Source organism: Acinetobacter entericus, from assembly GCF_026168575.1.
Lineage (GTDB): Bacteria > Pseudomonadota > Gammaproteobacteria > Pseudomonadales > Moraxellaceae > Acinetobacter > Acinetobacter bouvetii.
On record NZ_JAPEQW010000024.1, the window covers coordinates 1 to 25,967 of the forward strand.

The following is a 25,967-nucleotide window of genomic DNA, read 5'->3' on the forward strand; positions in this document are numbered from 1 at the left end:
ACCTATGAAAATCGGGTGGGGATGATTTTTTTGTCGTGTGCAGAGGAAAAACCTATACTTTTTTATTTAAAATGTATTTTTTTGTAAACACAAATTAAATATAATGCACTGATAGAATAATCAAAAAGAGTCAAATAATGTCTAAAATTATTTGGGGTGCAGGTTTTCTTTTAGCTGCGGCGGCTTCAGGCACTGCGGCGAATTGGTATGCAGATCAAAAGTTAACATCGTATTATGAGCAGGCGCAACTGGCAAAATCCGTTGATGAGGCGAATATAAAATACAGCAATATTCAATTAGGGCCATTCAGCGGTACCGCAGACTGGGTGCTGACAATTACGCCAGATCCATGCAAATCAAATGACGTTATTGTGCTGCATGGGCAGGATAAAATACAAAAGAAATGGAATGGCTATGCTATCGATTCCATCTATACACTGAAATCAGGCAATGAAAAAGTTAAAGCAGCGCTGCGCGGCGAACAGCATGCGGAAACTCATATTAATTGGCTGGGGAAATCCCTAACAACAGTTCATTTGCCAAGGATTGATACGCAGGCGGAAGGGCTCAAAATCCGTATTGATCCTAGCCAAGTTCATATTTATGCGGCTTCACCTGCCAACGGTGAGTCTCAGGTTTCCAAACTGGTCATGGATGTTCCCGCTTTTACGGTCGTTAAAGGGCCAAGCCAAATCCTAGCGCAAAAAATTCAGCTGGAAACCACGCAAGGCCTGAATCAGGCAGAAATTGAGTCGGGCTATACCCGATTTACAATAGGTGCTTTTCAGCGTTTAGACTCTAATTTGTCAGGCGGCATCAAAAATATAGATTTACAGCTGGATACCAAAGTCAAAGAAGGCAAAGTTTCATTTGATGGGAGTTTTAAAATCGGCGAGCTGAATGTGCCAAATTCACCGCTGACGAAAGATATTGTGATGAATTTGGACGTGCAGAATATCAGTTTGCAGCGCATGCAGGAATTATCGGCTATTTTGAAAAAGGCTCAAAACAGCTGTGCCAGCAATGAATTTCTGCAAGAGGAAGCATCTAATGCTTTCCTGAATATTGTAAATGATGGGCTTGATTTTGAATCAAAGAATCAGATGCGCATGGGTGACGGCTTAGCGACGGCCAATATTGCAGGTAAAATGATGCCGGGGCATCATGGTTCTGTTCAGGCCTTTGCAAAAATGCTGCCGAGCTTGCTGACGTTCAAAGCTGAGCTGGAATTTGATAAGAATCTTTTCAGGGTTCTTACCAACAGTTATGCGAAAGCGACTGAAGATAAAATGATGTCAGAAGAGGACATTGAAGCAATGTTCAGCAGTATGGAAACGTCTGGGCATGCTGTGCGATCTGGCGACAGTATTCAATTGCTGATGGATTACCAATTCGGTCAAAAGCAATTTTTAGATCCGAAGAAAAATTAATATTGAAATAGCATGCAGGAAGAAACCGCTGAATTCAGCGGTTTTTTCTTGGGCTGAACTTTCTTGCATCTGTAAATATCTTTTAAATCATTAATTCATGATTTGATGTTTGATGAGAGTCAGCTATCTATCGGAGAGTTAAACTGCAGATATTGTTTTAGGATTGGAAAATAGTTAGCGTGTTAATGCTATAAAAATAAAAGGAACAAGCATCATGAGGATCTATAGCCAAATACTGCATCAATTAAAAGCAGGAATAATCGGCAGTATTCTGCTGACGCCGCTAGTGTCATATGCGGATGCAAAAACGCATTTGTCAGATCACAAGCTGGAAACTGCAGTGAGGATGAATGGCACTTTAAATCGAGATGCATTACAGCAGGCATCTGTAGACGCTGAACAAAGCCAGACCAAGCAACTCGAGGCTTCTAAAGAAAAAGCCAGCAGCATAAATAAGCAATTACAGGAAAATAGCTTGGATGGCTCAGCAATGAGTGACTATTTGTTGCAGAAAAAAAGAGCGGGAGAGTATATGCCTGCCGGGAAATCGGCAGATATTCCTGATGTGAGAAGAATTGTGCATCAAGAGAAGCATGACAATATCACAATTTCATATCCTGACGGTTTAGTAGTAGAGATGAAGCACAATTAATGTGCTTCATCTTTTTTAAGCCGAGCAATAAAATATCACCGTGCCCAATTCATTTGCTTAAACAGGGAAATGCTGAATTTTCCATGCGCGGTGGATTTTGGTATTGCGTTTGAAATCCAGGCCAATAGTTTCATTGCTGATTTCTTTGACATCAAACATGGCTTCAATTTCTTCATCCATCTCAAAACCGCGGTAATTGTTTGAGAAATACAGCGTGCCATCTGTAGTCAGGCGGTTCATTGCCCGTTTCAGCAGTGAAATATGGTCACGCTGTACATCAAAGGTACCGTAGAATTTTTTAGAGTTAGAGAAGGTTGGCGGATCAATAAAGATCAGGTCATATTGTTCATGGCCTTCTTTTAACCATTCAAAACAGTCGCTGGCAAAGAATTGGTGCTGTTCATCTGCATGGTCGACCGTTAAGCCATTTAAGACAAAGTTTTCTTTAGACCAGTTTAAATAGGTATTTGAAAGGTCAACGCTGGTAGTGCTTGCTGCGCCGCCTAAAGCTGCATGTAAGCTGGCCGTAGAAGTATAGCTGTATAAGTTCAGGAAGTGTTTGCCCTTGGCCTCTGCAGCAATGCGCAAACGCATTTGACGGTGGTCAAGGAATAAGCCTGTGTCTAAGTAGTCCGTCAAGTTAACCAGGATTTTGGCTTTGCCTTCCTGCACAATAAAGCGTTTTGACGCTGTACTTTGTTTTGAATACTGGGTTTTACCTTCTTGGCGCGCGCGGGTTTTAATAAAGATCGCATCACGCGGCAAGCCTGTTACTGCGCGAATAGAGGCCAAAGCCAAGTTAAAGCGTTTTTTGGCTTTTTCTGGATCAATTGTTTTTGGCGGCGCATATTCTTGCACATGCAAACGGTCACCGTATAAATCTACCGCAACATTGAAGTCTGGAAGATCCGCATCGTATAGGCGCAAACAGAAGATATTTTCTTTGACGGCCCATTTTTTCAAGTTCTGCATATTCTTTTGCAGGCGGTTGGTAAAGTCTTCCGCGCCCTCAATGGCCTCAAACTGCTGCGGCTGCCAAGTGGCTAAGAACGGCTGCGCCGCGGCTACAGGTTTAATCACGCCAAAACGCACATAAATTGGTAATTTGCCGTTCATTAAGCGCAGAATTTGCGGTTCATTAAAGGCAAGCACATCGGCCTGTTCAACGGCAGCAGCAATCACCGCTGCGTATTGATTTGGAAAATTCTTTTGCAGTAAAGCAGACAAGCCTAAGTAAAGTGCGCGGTTAGACGCTTTATCGCCCAACCGTTCGCCATATGGCGGGTTCGTAACCACAAAAGTGCGTTTTCCTTCAGCGTGGAAGTCTGGCCAGTCGGCTAAAGTACGCTCTTCAATTTTGATTTGATCGAGTACGGATTCAAAACCTGCTGCAATAATATTTTGTTTGGTCGCTTTAACCGCTTCCCAGTCTGCATCAAATGCATAGAATTTTGGCAATTCTTGTTCTAATGCTTTGGCATGACGCTCGGCAGCGTCTGCTTTAATATCCATCCACAATTCATGATTATGCCCATTCCAGCCATTAAAGCCAAAACGGCGGACTAAGCCAGGCGCACGGTCGGTCAGAATCATCAAGGATTCAATAATGAATGTGCCTGAACCGCACATTGGATCCAAAATGATTTCAGGATTGTGTTCTTTTAGTTTTGCTTTTTGCAGAATGGCTGCTGCCAAGTTTTCTTTAATTGGCGCATCTGTCATAAAGCGGCGGTAACCGCGTTTATGCAGTGAATCACCTGATAAATCTAAGCAATAGGTATGCTCAGTTTTACCTGCCAGCACATACAGGGTGATTTCAGGCTGCTTAATATCGATGCTCGGGCGCTTGCCGACAGCTTCCATGAATGAGTCCACTACGCCGTCTTTAACACGCAACGTTGCAAACTGGCTATTCACCTTAATGTCGCGTTCAATATGCAGGCGTATTGCAAAAGTGCTTTGCGGCGCAAAGATCAACGACCAGTCAAAACTGATGGCACCTTCATAGAGTTCTTCAGCAACATCACGCGCATCATGCGTAAATTCAAGCTCATGGGTATGTATTGGCATTAACACGCGGGATGCTAGGCGTGACCACATGCAAATGCGGTAAGCATCTTCGAGTGTGCCTTGGAAAATCAAACGACCCGGCAGTTGTTCAATATTTTGAACTCCTAAACCCTCAATTTCCTCGCGGAGTAAGGTTTCAAGTCCATCTGCACAGGTGACCCAATATGAAGAAAGACGGGGTTTCGAATTCATGAATATTTCCAAAGACATTAAAGCAATCGCGTATTTTAGCGTATTTTGCTAATGAAAACTTGCAGATTGAAATTTTATGGGCTGAAAATTCTGAAAAATGCTAAAAAAAGCAGTGGTGCTGTATAAAGTTGCTTGAAATATATTCAATATATCCGTATTAAAAGCACGAATGAATAAAAAGATATTTAACTATGCTTAGTTTGATTGTTTCCATGTTCACTTTTTCATTGTCTATGTCCATTTCACCTGGGCCTGTAAATTTAACGATTCTCAGCAGCAGCATGAATTTTGGAGCCAAGCCCACTTTTGCGTTTATTTCTGGCGCTACGTTAGGATTCACGGCGCTTTTGGCTGCAGTCTGTTTTGGCTTGTATCAGGTGATTGAGCTTTATCCTGCACTATTAGACATCATTAGCATTTTAGGCACAGCATTACTGGTTTGGATTGGCGTTAATATCCTGAGGGCAAAAGGTAAAACAATCCAAACTGATTTCAATGAGGAATCTAAAATTCCAACGTTTATGCAAGGCGCTTTGATGCAGTGGCTGAATCCTAAAGCGTGGATCGCAGCAGTGGCAGGAACAGCTTTGTTTTCAGCTTCAGCTTATTCTTTTGCATTAGTTGTATTTATTTTTATCTATTTTTCAGTGTGTTATTTATCGCTTTTGATTTGGAGCATTGCTGGTGAAAAACTGGCTGTTTTTCTCAATATTGGAAATCGAGCGCGAGTTTTTAATATGATGATGGGTCTGGCATTAATGATCATTTCTGTAGAAATGTGCCTTCGCCACTTTGGTATCTTTTAAGCTAAATAAGCCTTTGGCACATGTTTTGCTATATCTGTTCGTGCCTTGGGTACGCAGCATATTGCGCAATTGTGGGCACAGCTTGTGCTGACACTGTTTTAAAGGGGTGAATATTTATATGAATAATTTAATGAATAGCGGTTTTTCAGAGCATGGTGAAGCATTTTCTATCGCCACGTTAATTTATGCACGTTTACGGCGCATTACTGGCCGTTTGATTGATGTTATGTATGTGGTAGAAAGCCGAGTTTATGCACAATGTGTAGTAAATTTGGCCCTAGCTGCCAATGACGCAGATTTATTGCGTCACGCAATGCGTTTAGATGCGCTAATTGAGCGTGAAAACAGTATGAATCCATTGCTGGAAAATATCGATCAACCTAACTATGCCGCAGTTCAACAAGCAAAAGCTCCTGAAGATTTGAGCCAGCCGCGTGAGGCGACTGACGAGGAAATTTATAAGGCGCAGGTTTCACATCATTATATTGGTGCGCTGCGTTAAGTTTTAACCAAAATCATATTTTCGATTTTGGGCAGGCTTTAAAATCTGTCACTTTTTAAAGCCTGTATTGGCTACTTGCTTGAAGCACTAAAGGTCAAATTTGAATTTCAATCGACGTTCAGCTTTCAGTTTAGAAGTAGACAAATGGGGGAGTTGAAAATAATTAATGATTTTGAAGCGATTACTGAATTGGCTGCGGGTTTTCATTTTAATGCATTGTTGATGCCTAGCAGGAACGTAATGACAATTAAAGCAATGAAATTATAGGAATAAAGGATCGAGCATATAGATTCTGTTTAAATTATCTAATTGAATTTATGCATAGGAATTTGGAAATCTATTTTTTATTTCTGAATAAGTTTTGTGTAAACGCTGAAAACTTCAACTGCCAAACCGAAGGATTCTCTGTATAATACGTTAACTTAACGATAAGGAATCTCTCATGCACTTGGCGGCATTGCATACACCGAGCCAGATTCAACTCAACCAAAATGGCCACTTAAAGCATTTCCTCACCATCGATGGTTTATCTAAAGAAACCCTTACAAAAATATTGGACACAGCGCAGTCCTTTTTTAATGACCAAAATCAGCTCATTACCAATAATCTGCTAGAAGGCCGGACGGTGATGAATCTTTTTTTTGAGAATTCTACCCGCACCCGCACCACCTTTGAAGCGGCGGCAAAACGCCTTTCTGCGAATGTGCTGAATATTGATATTGCCCGTTCAAGCACTTCTAAAGGTGAAACACTGCGAGATACGCTGTGGAACCTTGAAGCGATGGCCACTGATATTTTTGTGGTACGCCATTCATCTTCAGGCGCACCGCATTTTATTGCCAAAGACGTATGTCCGCATGTCGCGATTATTAATGCAGGTGATGGCCGCCATGCGCATCCAACGCAGGCGATGCTGGATATGCTGACCATCCGCCGTGAAACCAAAAAGAAATTTGAAGACATCAGCATCGCCATCATTGGCGACATTAAGCATTCACGTGTGGCACGTTCCGATGTGGCTGCGCTGCAAACTTTGGGCTGTAAAGACATTCGTGTGATTGCGCCGAATACATTGCTGCCTTTCGGTTTTGAAGAATATGGCAGCGATGTCCGTTTATTTAATAAAATGGAAGACGGCATTAAAGATTGCGATGTGATCATTACTTTGCGTATTCAAAATGAACGCATTGATTCACCAGCGCTGTCGTCGCAAGCTGAATTTTATAAAATGTACGGCTTGAATAAAGAGCGTTTGGCTTTGGCAAAACCGGACTGCATCGTGATGCACCCTGGGCCTATGAACCGCGGTGTTGAAATTGATTCCAGCATTGCAGATGGCCCGCAATCGGTGATTTTGCATCAGGTGACTAATGGCATTGCGGTGCGCATGGCGGTGCTGGCATTGGCGATGCAAGGCCAGCTGCAGGAAAAAGGTTTGTTAGAAGCGATTGCGGGTTAAGGGAAAGCCATGACTATTGTAAAAATTGAAAATGTACGTGTCTTAGACCCAATCTGTCAAACAGATGGCGTGCAAACGGTTTATATCGAAAATGGCAAACTGGTGGCGGAATCAGCTCAAATCAGTGAAACAATTGATGGCCAAGGCCTTTGGCTGATGCCAACGATGGTTGACCTGTGCGCGCGTATGCGTGAACCTGGCCAGCAGCAGCACGGCACATTAAAGTCGGAAGGTAAAGCAGCCCGTGAAAATGGGATTCTGCATGTCTTTACGCCGCCGGATTCTAAGCCAATTGTTCAAGACAATGGCGCGCTGATTCATGGCTTGGTTGAAAAAGCCATGCTGGATGGCGGCATTTATTTGCAGGTGATTGGCGCGCAGACGCAAGGTTTAAAAGGCAATCAGCCGGCCAATATGGCGGGTCTGAAAAAAGGCGGCTGTACGGCAGTATCGAATGCCAATGCGCCGTTTGCCGATGATGATGTGGTCATCCGCACACTGGAATACGCTGCTGGTTTGGAGATGACAGTCGTGTTCTATGCAGAAGAGCCTCAGATTGCTAAAGATGGCTGTGTGCACGAAGGTTTTGTCGCTTCGCGTCAGGGCCTGCCGATGATTCCGGCTTTGGCAGAAACAGTGGCTATCGCCAAGTATCTGTTGATGATCGAAGCAACAAAAGTACGCGCGCACTTTGGTTTGCTATCATGCGGCGCTTCAGTGGAACTGATTAAACAAGCGAAAGCCAAAGGCTTGCCCGTGACATGTGATGTTGCCATGCATCAATTGCATTTGACAGATCAGCTGATTGATGGCTTTAACTCACTTGCACATGTGCGCCCGCCGCTGCGTTCAGAGCAGGACAAAGAATTGCTGCGTCAGGGTTTGAAGGATGGCGTGATTGATGCCATTACCACGCATCATGAACCGTTAAGCAGTTCTGCAAAAATGGCGCCATTTGCTGAAACGCTGCCAGGCTTTACCGCTTTTGATACCTTTGTGCCTTTTGGCCTGCAGTTGATTCATGAGGGCTTATTTGAGCCGCTGCAATGGGTTGAAAAGGTCACTGTTGCCCCTGCAAAAGTTGCCAATATGTATGAGCGCTGGCGGGCGGAAGCGGGCTGGGTTCTTGTCAATCCTGCTTTGGAGTGGATTATTACCAAAGACAGCATTGTTTCTAATGGTAAAAATACACCGCTGATCAATCAAGCTGCGACAGGAAAAGCCATACGGACATTTACTGCATAAATCTTCAGTAAGTCATTGAATTAAAAGCCAGCGTCAGCTGGCTTTTTTGTATGTGAAGTTCGATTATTGAAGCAATACAATTAATTACAGAAGCAGAATTCGTTGGGCATAAACTGTTTAATTAATAAGCAAAACAAGAATGATGAAGATGATAAGCAGCAAAGGATCAGGCCGATGAGCAATAATTTAATTGATGTATTGAAACAGCAAGTCTCTGCAATGGTGCTGGAAGGAGAAACCACATTTCTTACAGAAAAAAATACTGCATTAAGTCTTTTCTATCCCATACTGCTGAGCATTTTAAGAGGAAGGCCCCGTTTAATTGAGCGTTTGAGGGATCAGCTGAATCCGCGGCTGAATGATTTATTTGAAAGCCATCCTGCCTTAAAGCCCCAGTTTTTAGATTCTCTGCGCGGCGCAGCGCCTGCGTCCGAAATTGAAAACATATTATCTAAATCGATTCTGCCAGTCTTGGGCGTACTGGAGAATCAGGCAGGCTCTGCCGAGCCGGATGCAATAGTGCATTTAATTAATATCCAGCAAGATTCAGTGCATCGCGCTTTGCCCGTGTGGGCTGCTGGAATACTGGAAGCATTAGGCATCAATACAGCAATCGGGAAAATAGCCCACCAAGCGCCTGAAATTGCAGCACCAGTGGCGGTTAAGGAGAAAAGATCCGGCGCATGGCTGCCTGTTTTAGCCCTTATCATTTTAGGGCTGCTGGCCGCGTTTTGGTATAAATCCTGTTCGAGCAAAAGCAGCGTGGACGATGCAGGGCCTCCTGTGCAAAGCGCAGCGGCCCAGCCGGCGTCTTTACATCTCAGCACGAATGAACAGGGTGCGCTGGCCAGCTGCCAAATATATGTCAATAACAGCAGTTATATCGATATTTTACAGCAGCAAGTGAAACAGATTTTTAGCAGTCCTGCAGGCTGTGGCGCTTCGGCGGATGCTAGCTACCATACCGTATATACAGATCAGGATACCATTCCATCGGTATTGAAACTTATTGAGGGCACACCCAATGTTTCTTTGAATTGGGTCGGTGAACAATTGTCGATTCAAGCGGCCGACCCGCAAGATGCTGAACGGTTAGCCGGTGACATTAAGAAAATTGCAAAAAACATGAATATTTCGGTTCAGAAACCTGTTGATGTCAATACAGCCGTGAATAATAGTATTTCCGAGGCGCAAAAGGCGCTAGCTGCAATTAATCCTGAGCATATTCGCGCACTGGATGTTGCGACTGCATTGAATATGCAAATTATTAATTTTGCTGCGGGCTCTGCAGAGATTCCTGAAGTCAACAAATCAATCTTGGATCAGGCTACCGCTTTAATGCAGTGCGCGAAGCAGGTCGAACTCACCGTAACAGGGCATACTGATGCGACAGGCAGTGCGGCGGCCAATAAAAAATTGTCTCAGGCCCGGGCCCAGGCTGTTGTGGATTACCTTATTGGCAAGGGCGTAGATCCGGCGCAATTGAGGGCTGTCGGCATGGGGCAGGAAAAACCGGCAGCAGAAAATGCCACAGAGGAAGGCCGGTTTAAAAACCGCCGCATTGAATTTGAAGTGTTGAATAAAGATACAGGCGTGATGCGTACAGTAGATGAAGAGGGTGGGAAAGAATACTCTTATTAACGCCATGCATGCCGTGCAGCAATGTTTCAAGCAGTTTTTTAATCCTGAAAAATACTTGCACTGGCTGCAGGTTTTTTCAAGAAGCTATGGTCAAGATGCTGAGTTTTTGATTTAATACGCGAAAATTATAAAACAGTATGGTTAAAAGATGATAAATAAAAAAATAATGATTGGCCTCATGTGCGGTACTGCAATGCTTTCAGGCTGTGATTATTTTAAAAATAAAAAAGATAAAGCCGCTTCAGAAGAGCCGAAAGTACAGCAAGTGACAGATTTCAGCTGTACAGCGCCTGCAAATGTAGAGCAGCTGCAGGATTATTTAAAGGAAGAATATCTTAAGGATTTAGATCAGCGCCTGCGCCAGTCATCTTTTGAAGCAGATCAGGCCTTATTGGATAAAATCCGCAAAAACATAAAGTTTGAAATTACGCATATCAGCACGAAAACGGAAAATCCTGAGCAGGCTAAAACCTTGGACTGCAGCAGTTTAGTGACAGCAATCTTGCCAAATGGCCTGCAAAAGCGTGCTGAAAATGCGTTTATGGATGCGCCGTGTGAGGAGTGTGAAGGAGAAGTAACAGATAGCACAACGACGCTGCAAGATTATCTGGGCAGTTCGTTTGCCAGCCTGACTTTGAAAAATGACCGTCTGAATGGCATCGATTTTATTTATCATATTGATAAATCTGATAAAGATGAAATCAGCATGACCATGGAAAATCACTCAGTCATCAGCCAGTCTGCATATTTGACTGAATTGGCGGTGCAGTATGCATCATATATGAAGGCCAATGAACAAAACAAAGAAGAGTCCAAAAAATATGTGGAAGAGGATACTGCGCAGCGTGAACTGGCGCAAAAGGCCTTAGATGTGCGTCAAAAAGAAATTGATGGTGAACAAAATGCTTCGGTAGAGAAGCTGAACGCTGCTTGGGACCGTTTGACGGCAGAGCAGAAGACTTCCCAGCAGCAGGATCAGTCAGATTGGTTCGAAAAGCGTGATGTGGACTGTAAAGTGCTGTCGCAAAAAAGCGTACATCAGATGGATGAAAAAGAGTTAGAGACTTACCAAAAGAAATTTGACTATTGGAACGATGCGATGTCTGCACAGAATCAGGCGATTCAATACAGCAAATGCTTTATCCAAAAAACCAAAGAACGCACTGTCTATTTGAATAATCTGTTTAATTAATTTATAGCCGCTGCAGCATTGTTTGCCGCGGCGCGCAATAGCGCATTATTGAATTGAAAAGTGCGGGAATGAATGCGGCTGCGGTAAATTAATCTGAAGGACGAATTGATTCGTCCTTTTTTTATAGGCATGCTTATGCATCATTTTAATAATGTAGCAGAATTATGCGGATCAGTTTTATTGGCGCAGGGCGGGTGGCGCATCATTTGGCGCGGGCTTTAAAGGGGCGGCACCAAATTGTTCAAATCTGCAGCCGGAAATATGAACATGCAGACGCGCTGGCACAGGCTGTGGGCGCTGAAGCGGCAACGTCATTCAGTGCTTTGAAGGCCGAGATTGATTTATTGATTATTGCTGTGAGTGACAGCGCAATTGCCGATGTGATTCAATCTGTTCACCGCTATGCGCCGGAAGTCTTGATTGCGCATACATCCGGCAGCACAGACATTGCGAAATTAACCGAAGTTCATCCTAGAGCTGGCGTGCTGTATCCTTTGCAGACTTTCAGTTTTGAACGTGAAATTGATTGGGCGCAGACCCCGGTATTTATAGAAGCTGCAGAGCTGCAGGATTCAGCCATATTGAATGCATTGGCAAATGAGCTCAGCCAGCGGGTATATCAATACACTTCAGCGCAGCGCCTGAGCCTGCACTTGGCAGCGGTTTATGCCTGCAATTTCGCCAATTACTGCTACGACATGGCGAAACAGGTTGTCGATGCACAGCAGGTCGATTTCAGCCTGCTGTATCCGCTGATATTGGAAACCGCGCAAAAAGCCACAGCAGCTGATCCTAAGGCAATGCAGACAGGCCCAGCCATGCGGGGAGACAAAAATATTATCGCCATGCATGCAGAAATGCTGGAACAGTCACAGCGTCAAGATTTGAAAGCTGTTTATGCACTGCTGAGCGAACAAATTTTACAACGGCATCAGTCATGATTTTATTAAAGCAATTGATGCTGGATGCTTGAGAAGGAGCGGATTTTGGCAAAGGATTTTAGCAGTCAGCAGGTTGTTGATGGTTATGACCAGCACATTAGAAAATTGATTCCGGGCTATGATCTGGCGCATCAGCAGATCTTGGCAATTTTACAGGGATATCTGCCAGAGAAAGCCAATGTGCTGATTATTGGTGCAGGGACAGGCTATGAATTGGGCTATCTGCTGCAGGCTTTTCCAAAGTGCAAATTTACCGTGACAGAATTGTCCCAGCCGATGCTGGAAAAAGCGCGGCACTATGCGGCGCCGTGGAATGCGGATCAGCGGGTAAATTTTGTTTTTGGCCCGCATACGGCATTAACTGAGCCGGGGGATTTTGATGCCGTGCTTTCGGTACTGGTAACGCACTTCGTCCCTTTTTCTGAAAAACTGGGTTTCTTGCAGGGCGCACAGCAATGTTTAAAATCCAGCGGGATTTTTTTGACATTTGATTTAATGCAGTTTCATGATCAGCAGGAAGCGATAGCCTTAAAGCGGCTGTGCGAAATGAACGGTTTGGCTGAAAAGCAAACACAAGCCATGCTGAATCGGATGAATGACGATTTTTATGCTTTAAATGAATTGGATACTTTGGCGCTGTTGCAAAAAGCCGGCTTTAAGCAGATGTCTTCATTTACGCAAATTTTATGCTATCAGGGTTTTATCGCTGGAAAGTAAAATCATATTTAGGTTCAGCAGCTGTTTATATAAAAAAATGACCTTTAAGTAAAATACGTGATGACGTTTTTTACAGATATATGCTATTAAAAGACAGGCATGAAAAATAAAAATCAAAGGAAAACAAAATGCAAAAGGAATTTGACTACATTATTATCGGCGGAGGCAGTGCGGGCAGTGTATTGGCCAGCCGTTTAACGGAAGACCCGAATATTTCTGTTTGCCTGCTGGAAGCCGGGGGGCAAGGTGACAGCTGGACGGTGAATATTCCCGCGGCCTGTGTCGTAAGCCTGCCAACAAAAATCAATAACTGGGCCTTTGAAACGGTGCCTCAAACAGGCCTGAATGGCCGAAAAAGCTATCAGCCGCGCGGCAAATGCCTCGGCGGATCTTCAGGCATTAATGCCATGATTTACATCCGCGGCAACCGCGCCGATTATGATCATTGGGCAGCATTGGGAAATGCAGGCTGGTCGTATGACGAGGTGCTGCCGTACTTTATCAAATCTGAAAATAATGAACGCATTGAAAATGAATTCCATGGCAATGCAGGGCCGCTTTCAGTCAGTGATGTGCGTACCGACAATCCGATCCATCAGCGCTATATGGCTGCAGCAGAAGCGCAAGGCTATAAAGTTCTGGATGATTTTAATGGCGCAGAGCAGGAGGGTTTGGGCGTATATCAGGTGACCCATGTGAATGGTGAGCGCTGCAGTGTGGCCCGGGGCTATCTTTTTCCGCACTTAAGCCGCCCGAATTTAACCGTGCTGACACAGGCTATAACGCATAAAATTCTGATCGAGAACAAAATAGCGTCGGGTGTAGAAGTGCAGCATGCAGGGCAAATCAAACAGCTGCATGCGCGTAAAGAAGTGCTGCTGTGCGCAGGAGCAATTCAGTCTCCGCAAATTCTGATGCTGTCAGGCATTGGCGATCAGGCGGAATTGAATGAGCATCAAATTGAAGTGAAGCACCATTTGCCAGGCGTCGGTAAAAATTTTCATGATCACCCCGATTTTATTTTCGGCTATACCGTGAAAGACACCGTCAATACATTTGGTGTGTCTATGTCTGGCTCATTGGGGATGATCAAACAGATTAAGCGTTACCGCAGTGAACGCCGCGGCATGATTGCATCCAATTTTGCGGAGTGCGGCGGCTTCTTAAAAAGCGATCCTGCATTGGACATTCCAAATTTGCAGCTGCATTTTGTGATGGCGCTTGTTGATGATCATGCGCGTAAATTCCATGCCAGCCATGGCTTATCCTGCCATGTGTGCTTATTGAATCCGCGGAGCCGAGGCAGTATACAGCTGAGCGGCAATAAAATTACCGATCCGCTAAAAATTGATCCGAACTTTTTAGGCGATGCCGGTGATGTAGAGGACTTGGTTCAAGGCTATAAGCTGACGCAGCAGCTGATGCAGTCTCCGTTTTTATCTGAGCTGTATAAGCAGGATTTATTTACTGCGGATGTGCATACAGATGATGATATCCGCAATATTTTAAGGGCGCGGGTAGATACCGTGTACCATCCTGTAGGCAGCTGTAAAATGGGCATTGATGAAATGGCGGTCGTTGATCCGGAGCTGCGCGTGTACGGCATTAGCCAGTTAAGGGTCATTGATGCCTCTATTATGCCAACAGTCGTGAATGGCAACACGAATGCGCCTGTGGTGATGATTGCTGAAAAAGCAGTGGATTTGATTCGTCAGAGCCAAATTTATCAAGATGTGGCTTGATCAGGCAAAGCACGGCACTGACGAAGATTGAAATACACTTATTTTGCAAAGATTAAATAAAGGAAAATGCATGGCAATGGAACAGCAGCAGGCGCAAGCAGGGAATAGCGCTGCTTTAGAGCAGATTTTTACACAGCAGAAACTGGCATTTAAAGCGCAAAGCTACCCCAACTATGAACAGCGCAAACAGAATTTACAGTCTCTTTACCAAATGCTGGTTGATCATCAAGACGAGATCGCTGCCGCAATCAGCCGCGACTTTTCCAACCGCAGCGCTGATGAAACCCGCTTATTTGAAGTAATGACCAGCTTAAACGGCATTAAGCACAGTTTGAAATACTTAAAAAAATGGATGAAGCCCAGCAAGCGCGCTGTCGGTATCTTATTCCAGCCTGCTAAAGGTTATGTGCTGTATCAGCCTTTAGGCGTGGTTGGCGTGATTGTGCCTTGGAATTATCCTTTATTTTTAGCTGTAGGCCCGCTGGCTCAGGCACTGGCTGCTGGCAATAATGTCATGCTGAAAATGAGTGAATTTACCCCAGACTTTTCTGTACTGTTTAAAAGGCTGATTGCGGACAATTTTAGGGAAAGTCATGTCACTGTAATTACAGGCGATGCACAAATTGCGCAGCAGTTTACCCATTTGCCTTTTGATCATTTGCTGTTTACAGGGGCGACTTCAATTGCTTCGCATGTCTTGCATGCTGCCGCAGACAATTTAACGCCAGTCACCTTAGAGCTTGGAGGCAAGTCGCCTTCTATTGTTGCACAGAATGCAGATTTAAAAGAGAGCGCCCGCCGCATTGCTTTCGGTAAAACCATGAATGCAGGTCAGACCTGCGTGGCGCCAGATTATGTGCTGGTGCACAGCAGTCAGCAAGATGACTTTATTCAGGCTTATATGGATGCGGTTAAGCAGTTTTACCCAAACAGCATTGAAACCAATCCTGACTATACAGCTATTGTGAATGAGCGTCAGTTTGACCGGCTGCAGCATTATCTCACTGATGCGCATGCCAAAGGCGCACAGCTTGTTCAGGAACATACTGAGCCGGATGGGCGCCGTATGCCGCATGTTGTAGTGACGAATGTCAATGATGATATGGCGTTGATGCAAAATGAAATTTTTGGGCCGATTTTGCCGATTGTCTGCTATGAACATATTGATGAGGCGATTGAATATATCAATGCGCGTGAACGCCCTTTGGCTTTATATTATTTTGGCTATGACAAAGCAGAACAGCAGAAGGTGTTGCATGAAACGCACAGCGGCGGCGTTTGCCTGAATGAAACGCTGATGACTGCAGGGATGGAAGATATGCCGTTTGGCGGTATTGGCGCTTCAGGCATGGGGCATTATCACGGACATGAGGGCTTTAAAACTTTCAGCCATGCCAAGTCGGTATTTGTACGGCCCAAATTCAGTTTGATGAAGCTGATTTATCCGCCTTATGGAACATTCATTCAGAAGCTGATTTACCGTTTGTTTATCCGTTAAATGTACTTCCCATTTAAAGCATAAAAAAGCGCTCCATTGAGCGCTTTTTTATGCTTTGGCAATTAACCGATTTTCTTAAATAGGAAGTCGTTAATTTTATGTCCGGCTTCTAAGCCGCGGCGTTCAAATTTAGTTTGCGGACGCCAGTCTGGACGCGGGTAGCTGTTGCCTTTGCCTGCCGCATTTTCTAAATTTGGACGGTTGTCCAGCACATCCAGCATCCATTCAGCATAGGGTTCCCAGTCAGTTGCGGCGTGGAATGTACCGCCCATTTCCAATTTTTGCTCTACCAGCGGCATCCGGTCATGCGATACAAAGCGGCGTTTGAAGTGGCGTTTCTTCTGCCATGGATCAGGGAAATACAGCTGTACGGTATTGATGCTGTTGTCAGGCATTTCGCGCAGCACTTGAATGGCATCGGCATCTAAGACGCGCAAGTTTTTCAGCTCAGACATCCCAGCTTCAAAAATACATTGCGCAATACCCGGCACATGCACTTCAATGCCGACAAAGTTGCGTTCTGGGTTCGCTTTAGCCATCAGGACTAATGAACGGCCCATGCCGAAACCAATTTCAACTGTCAGCGGGCGCTCAGGGTGTTCGAAATGCTGACGTAAATCGCCGACAGGATATTCCAAAATTAAGTGACCATATTGTTCAAGCGCAGTACGTTGAGAGGTGTTCAGCGGAGTTGAGCGGCGCATAAACGTCACGATTTCACGCTGTTCGCTTAAATTGTCCAGCTCTACGACTTGCTGGTCTAATTGATCGTTCGACATAACTTTGGCAAATCTAAAAAATTCAGAATGCGGTATTTTAAGTCCTGAGCTGAACAAGTCAAACTTTTTGCCTTGATTTTATCTTTAAAACCGTCTTGTCTGAGCGGCAGATGGATAGGATTGGCAAAATATCAGGCGTACCTATTTCATCATGCTTCAGCAGAAGCTTTATGTTTCGGGGCTAAAGGCAAGCTGACCTGAATACTGGTGCTGCCGAATTGCGAAGCTATATCGAATGTACCGCCTAAACGGCTAATGCGGGCGCGCATGCTTTGCAGTCCGACATGCAATCCTGCATCTACAGTTTGCGGGTCAAAGCCAGCGCCATTGTCGTGAATGCGCATGAGCAGTTCATGATTGCCTGTTTGGGTTAAAGAAACCGACACTTTTGAAGCTTGGCTGTGTTTGAGAATGTTAGTCAGCGCCTCTTCTGCAACGCGGGTTAAGGTTAGGCACTGCAGCGCTGTAGGCAGTTTTTCCCAGCTTGGCTCAAAAGACCATTGTGAAAGGATCTCTATTTCCTCAAACAGCTGGACAAATCTGTGGCGAATCGGCGCAGCCCATTCAATAGGCGTATCAGGAACTTTAGCGGAAAGGCTGGATCCTGTATCAATCACTTGGCGCAGATCACTGCGCAGCATTTTTAGAATAGACAGCACTTGAGGCTTATTGATTTGTTCATTGCGTTCCAGTGTGATAATGGAACGCACGATAGAACCGCCTAAACCATCATGCAGGTCATGCGAAAGGTGTATGCGTTCCTGCAGGAGGGCATTTTCCAACGCCAGTTTATGCTGTACGCCTAAAGACTCAGTGAGTTCACTTTTGGCGCGAATGATATTTTCATTAAGGGTTTTATTAAAAGCCGCAATTTCACGTGAGTCACGGGCTAAACGGAAAGCCAAAATTATGCCGATGGACATCGATGAAAAAGGTGCAGTATAGGGCGACAGCGGCTGACCTTGCAAAGTGGTCATAAATATTGCGTCATTAATCGCAATAGGAATAAACACGAGATATGTCACAGACATAAAATAGGTTTCAGTGATTTTAGACTTATAGGCGATATAAGGATAAGTCAGGCATTTGGCTAAAAAGATCAGCACGGCAATGCCGAAAAAAACCTGCATGGTTTGATTGATATAGGCATCAGGCGCCAAGGCAATTGCAGCTGCTCCGCAGAAGGCAAAGGCATACAGTATTTTTTCAATTTTAGGAAATGACTTGCGTGCAAAGCGCCATGCGCCCAAACAGCCAGCAACCACATAAAAGCAAAAAATAATATTCTGCAGGCGGTCTACATCAGTGCTGTTCAAATAGGGCAGAGGGTCTGAATACACAACCAGTGTGCTGTACAGCACCCAGGCAATCGATACCAGTGCAAACCATAAAAATGCGGAATCACTACGCGCTATGCCCCAAACTAAAAAACAAATAATGGCGATCACTAAATTCAGCATCGCGTTTAAATAAGGCAAGGTTTTCTTTTCAAATATCCATTTACTATAGGCTTGATAAATACTTGCATAATCGCCAATCAGCACCTGGCCTAGGCCCGACTTTTGGGTCAAGCTGCCTTGTACTTGTACCCACAGAACATTTTCACCTTGATGCAGGCTTGAGGCTGGAATATTCCATAAATGCGGTGTAACGGCATTGCGTGCAATAGGTTCTTCAGTTGAAATATCTTGCCAAAGCAAGTCATTATTAATAAATACTTGCCCCGTCTGTGTAATGCTTTCAATGGCCAGTGCCAAAGGCGAGTTTTGCGCAGGATTTTGACAGCTATAGCTGAAAATAATTTTGTACCATGCCTTGCTGTGATAGTCAGGCCAGCGCTTTTCCCACTGATCAGGCAGTTTTTCCAGCGTTACCCAGCCTTGAGCTGGGCCCTGCATTTCTTGATTTGGATTGCTTTGCGCGGTTTCTATGCGCTGTATTTTTGCCTGACATTCAGCAGCGCCGCTGTGCTGCGGCGCGGATGCAAAAACGCTGCTGGATACCCCAATGAAACTCGCAAACCAAATGAAGCACGCAATGATGGCGTGCTTAATCAGATTGGAACGATATTCAGAGTCTTTCAGCTCAATCACAGGTGTTTCCCCAAACCTTATGTTAAAACTAGACAAAATATGACACTTAGCTGAAATCAGAAAGCCGGCAAATGAAATACTGTAAATGTTTAATTTATAATTTTTTTTAGGAAAAATATATAGATAATTAACGTGAGCGTTCAATAAAGCCCTTAGATAGGGCTGTTGCTGCCGCTTGGATGGAAACAGATTCTGCACATCTGTTTTGCAATTTCAAGAAGGTGAAGTTGGATTTCAATTAAGGTGCTGCTGGCTTTATTGCCATAAGGGCAACCAACGCTGCTTGGTCAAATTTGCGATTAGACATTTGACAGATTAACAATAAGGTGTATGAGTAAGGCGTAATCATAATTTTATAGGAAACTTAGATTCTGGAGGCATTAAAAAATATCGAACGCTTATTTTAATGCAATAGTGAGTACGCCAAGGGCAATGAGGATGATCCCTAGATATTCTTGAACGCTGGGCCGTTCACCTAAAAAAAGAACAGCAAATAGGGTTGCCAACACGACACTGAGCTTATCAATCGGTGCCACTTGCGATACCTGACCCAGCTGTAGGGCGCGAAAATAACAAAGCCATGATGCGCCAGTGGCGAAAGCAGATAATGTTAAAAACAGCCACGTTTTGCCTGAGAGCAGCAAGGGATTCTGCCACTTACCTAAGCCCCAAACCAATAAACTTAATACAAATGCAATAATCACGGTGCGAATTAGTGTTGCCAAGTCAGAATCGATCTGCCGCAACCCTACTTTAGCAAAAATAGCAGTTAAGGCGGCGAAGCAGGCAGATAATGTAGCCCACACCAGCCAATGATTCATATTCATATTGTTGCCTATATTTTTTAGTTTTGAACTGCTATCGCATAGGTTGTTTTATTTATGATAGCAGTAATGGTTTCATTTTTATTTTAGTAAAAAACTAAAGCGGATTGCAGCGGTCCATTAAGGTGCTGCTGGCTTCATTTAATCCTACAATCTCTACGTCAATATTTTGATCTTTAAACTTCTGCACTACGGTATTCAGCATATTCACTGAAGTCATATCCCAGATATGGGCATGGGTCAGATCAATGATGACCTTGTGCATATCTTCTTTAAAATTGAAAAATTGAAAAAACTTATCTGAGCTGCTAAAAAAGATTTGTCCGTAAATACTGTAATTGCGGACCTTTCCAATCAGCTCAGACTGCACTTTGACTTCACCTTCCAGTTTGTTAATGATGAACAGGGCAGAGAGCAAGACACCAATCAACACACCCAAAGCCAGATTGTGCGTTGCCAGCACAATGATGACTACGGCAATCATTACCGCATTAAAAGAAGCCGGATGCTTGCGGAATTGCTTGATTGAGCCCCACTGGAAGGTGGTAAAAGACACCATCACCATAATCGCGACTAAAGCCGCCATAGGCACATAGGCCAGCCAGTCTTTAAAAAATACCACCAGGCACAGTAAAAAAACGCCTGCCACTAAAGTAGATAAACGGGTGCGCGCCCCTGAAGAAACATTAATAATTGATTGGCCGATCATAGCGCAGCCAGCCATGCCGCCCATAAATCCGCTGACGATATTGGCCAAGCCTTGCCCGCGGCATTCCCGATGGCGGTCGCCCTCTGTGCCTGTCACTTCATTAATGACTGTTGTGGTCATCATAGTTTCGAGCAAACCGACAGTGGCCAAGGTTATAGAATAGGGCAAGATGATCTGCAAGGTTTCCACATTCAGCGGAATTTCTGGAATCAGAAAAATCGGCAAGGTATCTGGGAATTGCCCTAAGTCGCTGACGGTGCGCATATCCGCGCCCAGCAACGGTGCTAAACCGCTTAGAACAACAATACAAATGAGTGGCGAAGGAATGGTTTTGCCGATTTTAGGAATGTATGGAAACAGATAAATAATCGCGAGGCCCAGTGCCATAAATAAATAGCCTAAGCTATCCATTTGGCTTATTTCAGGAATCTGCGCTGCAAAAATTAAGATGGCCAGCGCATTGAGAAAGCCATACACAACAGCTTGCGAGACAAAGCGCATCAGCTTAGCGACTTTAAAAAACCCCGCAATCACTTGTATCACACCTGTTAATACCGTAGCGGCCAGCAAATACTGCAAACCATGCGCTTTGACTAGCGTAATCATCAGCAGGGCCATAGCGCCAGTCGCTGCTGAAATCATGGCGGGACGTCCGCCTAAAAAGGCAATGGTGACTGTAATGCAGAACGACGCATACAAGCCGACTTGCGGGTCTACGCTAGCAATAGCGGAAAAAGCGATAGATTCAGGAATCAGCGCCAGCCCTACGACCAATCCTGCCAGTACATCTGTACGTATATTGGAAAACCACTCTTCTTTTTTAAAAACCACAATTTTTTCATCAAAATTAAATCAGGCGTATGGTAAATCATCATGAAGCAAAATTGCATCGCAGATTCACTTGAAAAAAGCTGTAATTTAGACAATATTCAAAGCGTAAAGGTTTTTATCCATTTACGCTTTTTTGCAATTTATAGGTGTGATCACTTGAAAGTTTGTTAGAAGCGATTTAAAACAGTTAATAGTGTAATAACAAGGATCAGATATGAAGCTTTACTATTCTCCAGGCGCTTGCTCATTGGCATCGCATATTATTCTAAATGAAATTAATGTTGATTTTGATTTGGTTCGCGTCGATCTAAAAACACATAAAACAGAAAAGGGCGCAGATTATTATGAAATTAATCCTAAGGGCTATGTCCCGGCTTTAGAGATTAATCCAGGCTTGATCCTTACTGAAAATGTTGCAATTTTACCGTTTCTCGCACAGCATGATCCTAAGCAAGATTTAATCCCGCCGTCGGGTCTGGGCCGCGCCAAGGTCTTGGAATGGCTGGGCTATTTAAACTCAGAATTGCATGATGCCTATGCGGTGTTTTTTGGCGCGCCGCTTAATGATGAAGCCAAGGCAAAAGGCTATGCAGAAATTGACCGCTTGTTGAGCTATATTGATAAAGCGATCAGCGAATCAGACAATGACTATTTGGTGGATGATAACTTTGGGCCAGCGGATGCATACCTATTTGTATTAACAAACTGGTCGAATTTGATTCACCATGATTTAACGCCGTATAAAAATATTATTGCACTCCGCAATAAGGTCGCCGCGCGCCAGTCTGTGCAAATTGCGATGCGGGATGAAGGTTTGATTCCTTAAAAAAAGCTTTAAAACGCCAGATGATAAAAAAACGCCCTTGGGCGTTTTTTTATGGCTATTATTTTGATTGCTGATTTTTAATCAATAATATTTTGCGTATTCGGGAATTTTTAACAGCATTGATTGTCGCTATAGTGCCTGCAGTACTTAATATTCAAGGCTTAGACATGAGTAACATCTTAATTGTAAATGGCGCCAAAACATTTGCGCATTCAAATGGTGAGTTGAACGATACCCTGACTGATTTAGCGGCATCTGTTCTAGCTGATTTGGGGCATCAGGTTAAAATTTCCCGTGCAGATTCCAATTATGATGCGAAGGATGAAGTGCAGAATTTTCTTTGGGCGGATGCTGTCATTTACCAAATGCCAGGCTGGTGGATGGGTGCACCTTGGACAGTCAAGAAATATATTGATGATGTTTTTACTGAAGGACACGGCAGTTTATATGCAAGTGATGGCAGATCGCGTTCTGATGCCTCTAAAAAATATGGTTCCGGCGGTTTAATTCAGCATAAAAAATATATGCTGTCATTAACCTGGAATGCGCCGATGACGGTATTTAATGAACCTGACCAGTTCTTTCATGGTGCGGGTGTGGATGGGGTGTATCTGCCGTTTCATAAAGCCAATCAATTTTTAGGACTGCAGGCGTTGCCGACATTTATTGCAAATGATGTCATTAAGGCGCCAGCTGTCGAAACTTACAAAGCGCAATACCGTGAACATTTGATACAGGCTTTTGCTTAATTGGCAATCAAGGAGACTATTATGCTCACTGTTGTTGCAGAAATTATATGTGCTGCAGAAACTGATTTTGTCAAAGTGCTTGAGTCATTTAAAAAGATCCGTCCGCGGGTTTTACAGGAAGCGGGCTGCTATGGCTATGACATTTATATTGATGATCTGTCTGGTGAAAGCGCTATGCAGGCGAAAGTTCCATATTCCATTATTATGTACGAAAAATGGGAAACGCGGCAGGATCTGGAAACGCATATGCACAGCGTTAATATGAAAGCGCATCAAGAGGCAATACAAGGTGCTGTATTGCAGGTTCAAGTGCGCATACTGGAACAAGTGATGTGAGTTGATTACATTTATAAAATAGCCCTGCCGCAGGGCTATTTTACTCAAACTCATCATGTTCATTAAATTGTATTTGCTCGAGGCTCAGTGAATATTTGTTTTTTAATTTTGACCATTCAACTTTAATGGGCCGCGCAGTTTCTGAAAACTCATTTTCTCCAGATGTGCTTTTCACTTTTCCTGTTAAGAAATTGATACTGCGTGCGCTGATATCGCCTGATGCGCGATGAAAGTCATTGCTGTCCAGGCCAATCAATTTAAATGCATGGTTTTGATATTTGAAGGTATAGGTCTGATTGGTGACGTACCATGAGCCGCAGCTGAGCCAATAATGGAAGCTGATTTTAAGCAGGCCTTTCTGAATGACTAAGGTTTCACCTTCGCCCAATGGATCGGCGAGGCAAGGAGCATCGGCATCACCTTCGGCCGGCAAGCTTTGGTTGCTGGCAGCCAGCTGATAGCCCTGCTGTGACTGCAGCAGAACCATCAATTTCCGCGGATTCAGATTGAGTTTGTCGCTGCCCAAGTTTTCATTTAAGACAATCATTTTCGGGTCAGTATCTTCGATAATGACAGCAAGATCGGGCAGTCCATCACGGTTCAAGTCGCCTTGGGTTGTTTTGAGGACTTTCCAATGTTTAGGAATAAAGGACTGATAGCTTGTTGAAGCAGGTTTTTGTGCTGAAATGCTGCTGATCATTAAAGATGCGGCAATAAAACAGAAGATTCGTTGTTTTAATGGCATGTTTTGTCCCTTTTGAAATTTTTATCAAACACACAGCAGCATATAAAATGCTAAAAATAAAATTTGAAAGCAATCCAGTATAAAAGGATTCCGAAGAATCCTTTTATTGAGTATTTTTGCTGATTATTTAAAGAAATACCCAGTTTCTGGCGAGCTGGCATTAGCCATGCGCTTGCGCGGCATGCGGCCTGCTAAAAATGCTTCACGTCCAGCCTCGACGGCTTTTTTCATTGCAGAAGCCATCAGCACTGGATTTTGCGCGGCGGCAATCGCCGTATTCATCAGTACACCGTCACAGCCTAATTCCATGGCAATCGCTGCGTCACTGGCTGTCCCTACGCCAGCATCTACCAATACGGGAACTTTGGCATTTTCTTTGATAATTGAAAGGGTGTGCGGATTTAAAATCCCTAGGCCAGAGCCAATTAAGCTGCCCAGCGGCATAATGGCCACGCAGCCCATGCTTTCAAGTTCCTGAGCCACGATAGGGTCATCTGAGGTGTAGACCATAATTTCAAAGCCGTCTTCAATCAGTGTTCGAGCGGCTTTCAGTGTTTCAGTGATATTGGGATAAAGGGTTTTTTCATCTCCCAGCACTTCCAGTTTCACAAGGTTATGGCCATCCAGCAATTCGCGTGCCAGCATGCAGGTGCGGATTGCACTGTCAGCATCAAAGCAGCCTGCTGTATTTGGCAGGATTGTATATTTCTCAGGCGGGACAACGGACAGTAAGTTCGGCTGATCTGGATGCTGGCCAATATTGACACGGCGGATTGCCACGGTCACGATTTCAGCGCCGCTGGCTTGAATGGCTAAATCTGTTTCATGCAAATCTTTATATTTTCCCGTACCGACCAATAAGCGAGAATTGAAAGTACGTGAACCGATTTTAAAAGTGTCTTCCATGGGGACTCCATTTAGCCGCCGCCGACGGCATGAATTATTTCGATGCGATCTTCATCGCAAATGGCGGTCTGTGCTAATCTGCTTTTAGGAATAATCATTTCATTTTTCTCGACGGCAAAGCGCTTGCCTTCCAGTGCGAGGTCTTGAATAAGTTCCAATAAATTGCGGCAAGCAGTTTGCTGTGGCTCGCCATTTAGGTAGATGTGCATGCAAAAAATCTCTATGGGGTTATTTTGCGAATTTAAATGCGTTCCAAGCCAAAATTAGCCAGCCTAAAATCATCAACGCACCGCCAATCGGGGTGATGGCGCCTAATATGCGGGGCAGGCCTAAAGCCATGACATAGAGTGAACCGCAAAAAAAGAGGATGCCCATTTGAATCAGCCAAAAGCTGGCTTTTATTGGAAGCTGCGGGATGATTTTGCTGATGATGGCTAAGGCTAGAAGGCCCAAGGCATGATAAAAGAAATAATCTGTTGCAGTTTGCCACCAGGCAAGCTGTTCAGGCGATGCAATTTTTTTAAAACCGTGTGCGCCGAATGCGCCAAGCATCACGGCTAGAGCGAGGTTAATTGCAGAAATTCCAATCCACATACACAAGATGCCCTTGGTAAAATTTGCGCTCCACCATAGCATATTTAGGGCAGGCGGGTAAGCCGAAAACTGCCATTTTTTATACCAGAATTCAACGCAAGTGCATATGTGCGCACTTGTGTTGAATGTTAAATCTTCAATAAAGCTGAAATTCAGCGGCCAGAGGTGTAAACCATCACAGGGGCATTGCTGTAGGACATTGCGCCATTTGCATCAAAGGCAATAGCTTGCGCTAAGCTGGCAGATTTCCAGCCGTTGCATAAGTCAGATTGTTGACTGCGCGCACTAGGATGCCGCCAATAGAAGTTGCAGATGGGTGCCGGATAGCATGCGGGCCATTGACTCTTTTTTTTAAGCGCAGAGTTTTGTTGATATATAACGGTCATAGCCACCCTTTATTTTTATTGAATACATACAGGTGTCATTATTTTTTGCACAGGATAAGAAAAATTAGACAATAAAAAAGCGCCGAAGCGCTTTTTTATAGA

25 protein-coding genes are annotated in these 25,967 nt (G+C 44.2%); 15 read left to right on the plus strand and 10 right to left on the minus strand.

All coding sequences use genetic code 11. The features are described from left to right. Window positions 1-137: 137 nt before the first annotated feature. Window positions 138-1,430: a DUF945 family protein gene (locus tag OKC24_RS15405; RefSeq protein ID WP_131275933.1), complete on the plus strand. Its 1,293-nt coding sequence runs from the start codon at window positions 138-140 to the stop codon at window positions 1,428-1,430. A 346-nt stretch (window positions 1,431-1,776) separates the two neighbouring features. After that, window positions 1,777-2,082, plus strand: a complete 306-nt coding sequence (locus OKC24_RS15410) for a hypothetical protein (RefSeq protein WP_228257628.1) — start codon at window positions 1,777-1,779, stop codon at window positions 2,080-2,082. A 57-nt stretch (window positions 2,083-2,139) separates the two neighbouring features. Here the strand turns inward: OKC24_RS15410 and rlmKL are convergent, their stop codons facing one another. After that, window positions 2,140-4,344 (minus strand): bifunctional 23S rRNA (guanine(2069)-N(7))-methyltransferase RlmK/23S rRNA (guanine(2445)-N(2))-methyltransferase RlmL, encoded by a 2,205-nt coding sequence (gene rlmKL / locus OKC24_RS15415; RefSeq protein WP_130147454.1) that lies wholly within the window; start codon window positions 4,342-4,344, stop codon window positions 2,140-2,142. A gap of 233 nt (window positions 4,345-4,577) precedes the next feature. Here rlmKL and OKC24_RS15420 point away from each other — a divergent pair, with 233 nt between their 5' ends. From OKC24_RS15420 to OKC24_RS15465, 10 genes are all read left to right on the plus strand, one after another. After that, window positions 4,578-5,150 (plus strand): LysE family translocator, encoded by a 573-nt coding sequence (locus tag OKC24_RS15420; RefSeq protein WP_265465991.1) that lies wholly within the window; start codon window positions 4,578-4,580, stop codon window positions 5,148-5,150. A 118-nt stretch (window positions 5,151-5,268) separates the two neighbouring features. Further along, window positions 5,269-5,652: a hypothetical protein gene (locus OKC24_RS15425; RefSeq protein WP_130147450.1), complete on the plus strand. Its 384-nt coding sequence runs from the start codon at window positions 5,269-5,271 to the stop codon at window positions 5,650-5,652. Window positions 5,653-6,094: 442 nt separating this feature from the next. Then, window positions 6,095-7,111: an aspartate carbamoyltransferase catalytic subunit gene (locus OKC24_RS15430; RefSeq protein WP_130147448.1), complete on the plus strand. Its 1,017-nt coding sequence runs from the start codon at window positions 6,095-6,097 to the stop codon at window positions 7,109-7,111. Between the two features lie 9 nt (window positions 7,112-7,120). Further along, window positions 7,121-8,356, plus strand: coding sequence for a dihydroorotase (locus OKC24_RS15435; RefSeq protein ID WP_131275932.1), 1,236 nt, complete (start codon window positions 7,121-7,123; stop codon window positions 8,354-8,356). A 174-nt stretch (window positions 8,357-8,530) separates the two neighbouring features. Next, window positions 8,531-9,997 carry an OmpA family protein gene (locus OKC24_RS15440; RefSeq protein ID WP_130147444.1) on the plus strand — a complete coding sequence of 489 codons (1,467 nt, stop codon included), beginning with the start codon at window positions 8,531-8,533 and terminating at the stop codon, window positions 9,995-9,997. A 148-nt stretch (window positions 9,998-10,145) separates the two neighbouring features. Next, the gene (locus OKC24_RS15445) at window positions 10,146-11,189 is read left to right on the plus strand and encodes a DUF1311 domain-containing protein (protein WP_130147442.1); all 1,044 of its coding nucleotides are present in this window, start codon (window positions 10,146-10,148) and stop codon (window positions 11,187-11,189) included. Window positions 11,190-11,353: 164 nt separating this feature from the next. Further along, window positions 11,354-12,130, plus strand: coding sequence for a Rossmann-like and DUF2520 domain-containing protein (locus OKC24_RS15450; RefSeq protein ID WP_130147440.1), 777 nt, complete (start codon window positions 11,354-11,356; stop codon window positions 12,128-12,130). A gap of 45 nt (window positions 12,131-12,175) precedes the next feature. After that, the gene (locus OKC24_RS15455; RefSeq protein WP_130147438.1) at window positions 12,176-12,847 is read left to right on the plus strand and encodes a class I SAM-dependent methyltransferase; all 672 of its coding nucleotides are present in this window, start codon (window positions 12,176-12,178) and stop codon (window positions 12,845-12,847) included. 128 nt (window positions 12,848-12,975) lie between these two features. After that, window positions 12,976-14,589 (plus strand): GMC family oxidoreductase, encoded by a 1,614-nt coding sequence (locus tag OKC24_RS15460; protein ID WP_130147436.1) that lies wholly within the window; start codon window positions 12,976-12,978, stop codon window positions 14,587-14,589. 70 nt (window positions 14,590-14,659) lie between these two features. Further along, window positions 14,660-16,087 (plus strand): coniferyl aldehyde dehydrogenase, encoded by a 1,428-nt coding sequence (locus OKC24_RS15465; RefSeq protein WP_130147434.1) that lies wholly within the window; start codon window positions 14,660-14,662, stop codon window positions 16,085-16,087. A gap of 62 nt (window positions 16,088-16,149) precedes the next feature. Here the strand turns inward: OKC24_RS15465 and trmB are convergent, their stop codons facing one another. The 4 genes from trmB to OKC24_RS15485 all read right to left on the minus strand — a co-directional run bounded on the left by trmB (window position 16,150) and on the right by OKC24_RS15485 (window position 21,326). Next, the gene (trmB, locus tag OKC24_RS15470; RefSeq protein ID WP_130147432.1) at window positions 16,150-16,866 is read right to left on the minus strand and encodes a tRNA (guanosine(46)-N7)-methyltransferase TrmB; all 717 of its coding nucleotides are present in this window, start codon (window positions 16,864-16,866) and stop codon (window positions 16,150-16,152) included. A 149-nt stretch (window positions 16,867-17,015) separates the two neighbouring features. Next, window positions 17,016-18,959, minus strand: a complete 1,944-nt coding sequence (locus OKC24_RS15475) for a sensor histidine kinase (protein WP_131275930.1) — start codon at window positions 18,957-18,959, stop codon at window positions 17,016-17,018. Window positions 18,960-19,357: 398 nt separating this feature from the next. Continuing rightward, entirely contained in the window at window positions 19,358-19,786 is a 429-nt protein-coding gene (locus OKC24_RS15480) for an EamA family transporter (RefSeq protein ID WP_130147428.1), read from the minus strand. 94 nt (window positions 19,787-19,880) lie between these two features. After that, window positions 19,881-21,326 carry a SulP family inorganic anion transporter gene (locus tag OKC24_RS15485; RefSeq protein WP_130147426.1) on the minus strand — a complete coding sequence of 482 codons (1,446 nt, stop codon included), beginning with the start codon at window positions 21,324-21,326 and terminating at the stop codon, window positions 19,881-19,883. 211 nt (window positions 21,327-21,537) lie between these two features. On the opposite strand from OKC24_RS15485, the gene OKC24_RS15490 reads away from it, so the two are divergent. The 3 genes from OKC24_RS15490 (at window position 21,538) to OKC24_RS15500 (ending at window position 23,234) form a co-directional block, all read left to right on the plus strand. Beyond that, a complete protein-coding gene (locus tag OKC24_RS15490) occupies window positions 21,538-22,149 on the plus strand; it encodes a glutathione binding-like protein (protein WP_005010644.1) in 612 nt (203 codons plus the stop codon). Window positions 22,150-22,316: 167 nt separating this feature from the next. Then, window positions 22,317-22,898, plus strand: coding sequence for an NAD(P)H-dependent oxidoreductase (locus tag OKC24_RS15495; RefSeq protein WP_265465990.1), 582 nt, complete (start codon window positions 22,317-22,319; stop codon window positions 22,896-22,898). Between the two features lie 21 nt (window positions 22,899-22,919). Beyond that, window positions 22,920-23,234: a putative quinol monooxygenase gene (locus tag OKC24_RS15500; RefSeq protein WP_130147422.1), complete on the plus strand. Its 315-nt coding sequence runs from the start codon at window positions 22,920-22,922 to the stop codon at window positions 23,232-23,234. Between the two features lie 40 nt (window positions 23,235-23,274). Here the strand turns inward: OKC24_RS15500 and OKC24_RS15505 are convergent, their stop codons facing one another. From OKC24_RS15505 to OKC24_RS15525, 5 genes are all read right to left on the minus strand, one after another. Next, on the minus strand, window positions 23,275-23,934 hold the full coding sequence (locus tag OKC24_RS15505) for a hypothetical protein (RefSeq protein ID WP_165499119.1): 660 nt from the start codon (window positions 23,932-23,934) through the stop codon (window positions 23,275-23,277). 168 nt (window positions 23,935-24,102) lie between these two features. Beyond that, the gene (locus OKC24_RS15510) at window positions 24,103-24,885 is read right to left on the minus strand and encodes a thiazole synthase (RefSeq protein ID WP_131275926.1); all 783 of its coding nucleotides are present in this window, start codon (window positions 24,883-24,885) and stop codon (window positions 24,103-24,105) included. 11 nt (window positions 24,886-24,896) lie between these two features. Next, a complete protein-coding gene (thiS, locus tag OKC24_RS15515) occupies window positions 24,897-25,094 on the minus strand; it encodes a sulfur carrier protein ThiS (protein ID WP_131275925.1) in 198 nt (65 codons plus the stop codon). Window positions 25,095-25,113: 19 nt separating this feature from the next. Beyond that, window positions 25,114-25,479, minus strand: a complete 366-nt coding sequence (locus OKC24_RS15520; protein WP_131275924.1) for a DUF423 domain-containing protein — start codon at window positions 25,477-25,479, stop codon at window positions 25,114-25,116. A gap of 152 nt (window positions 25,480-25,631) precedes the next feature. Next, complete coding sequence (locus OKC24_RS15525; protein WP_131275923.1) at window positions 25,632-25,865, minus strand: hypothetical protein; 234 nt, start codon at window positions 25,863-25,865, stop codon at window positions 25,632-25,634. Window positions 25,866-25,967 lie beyond the last annotated feature (102 nt).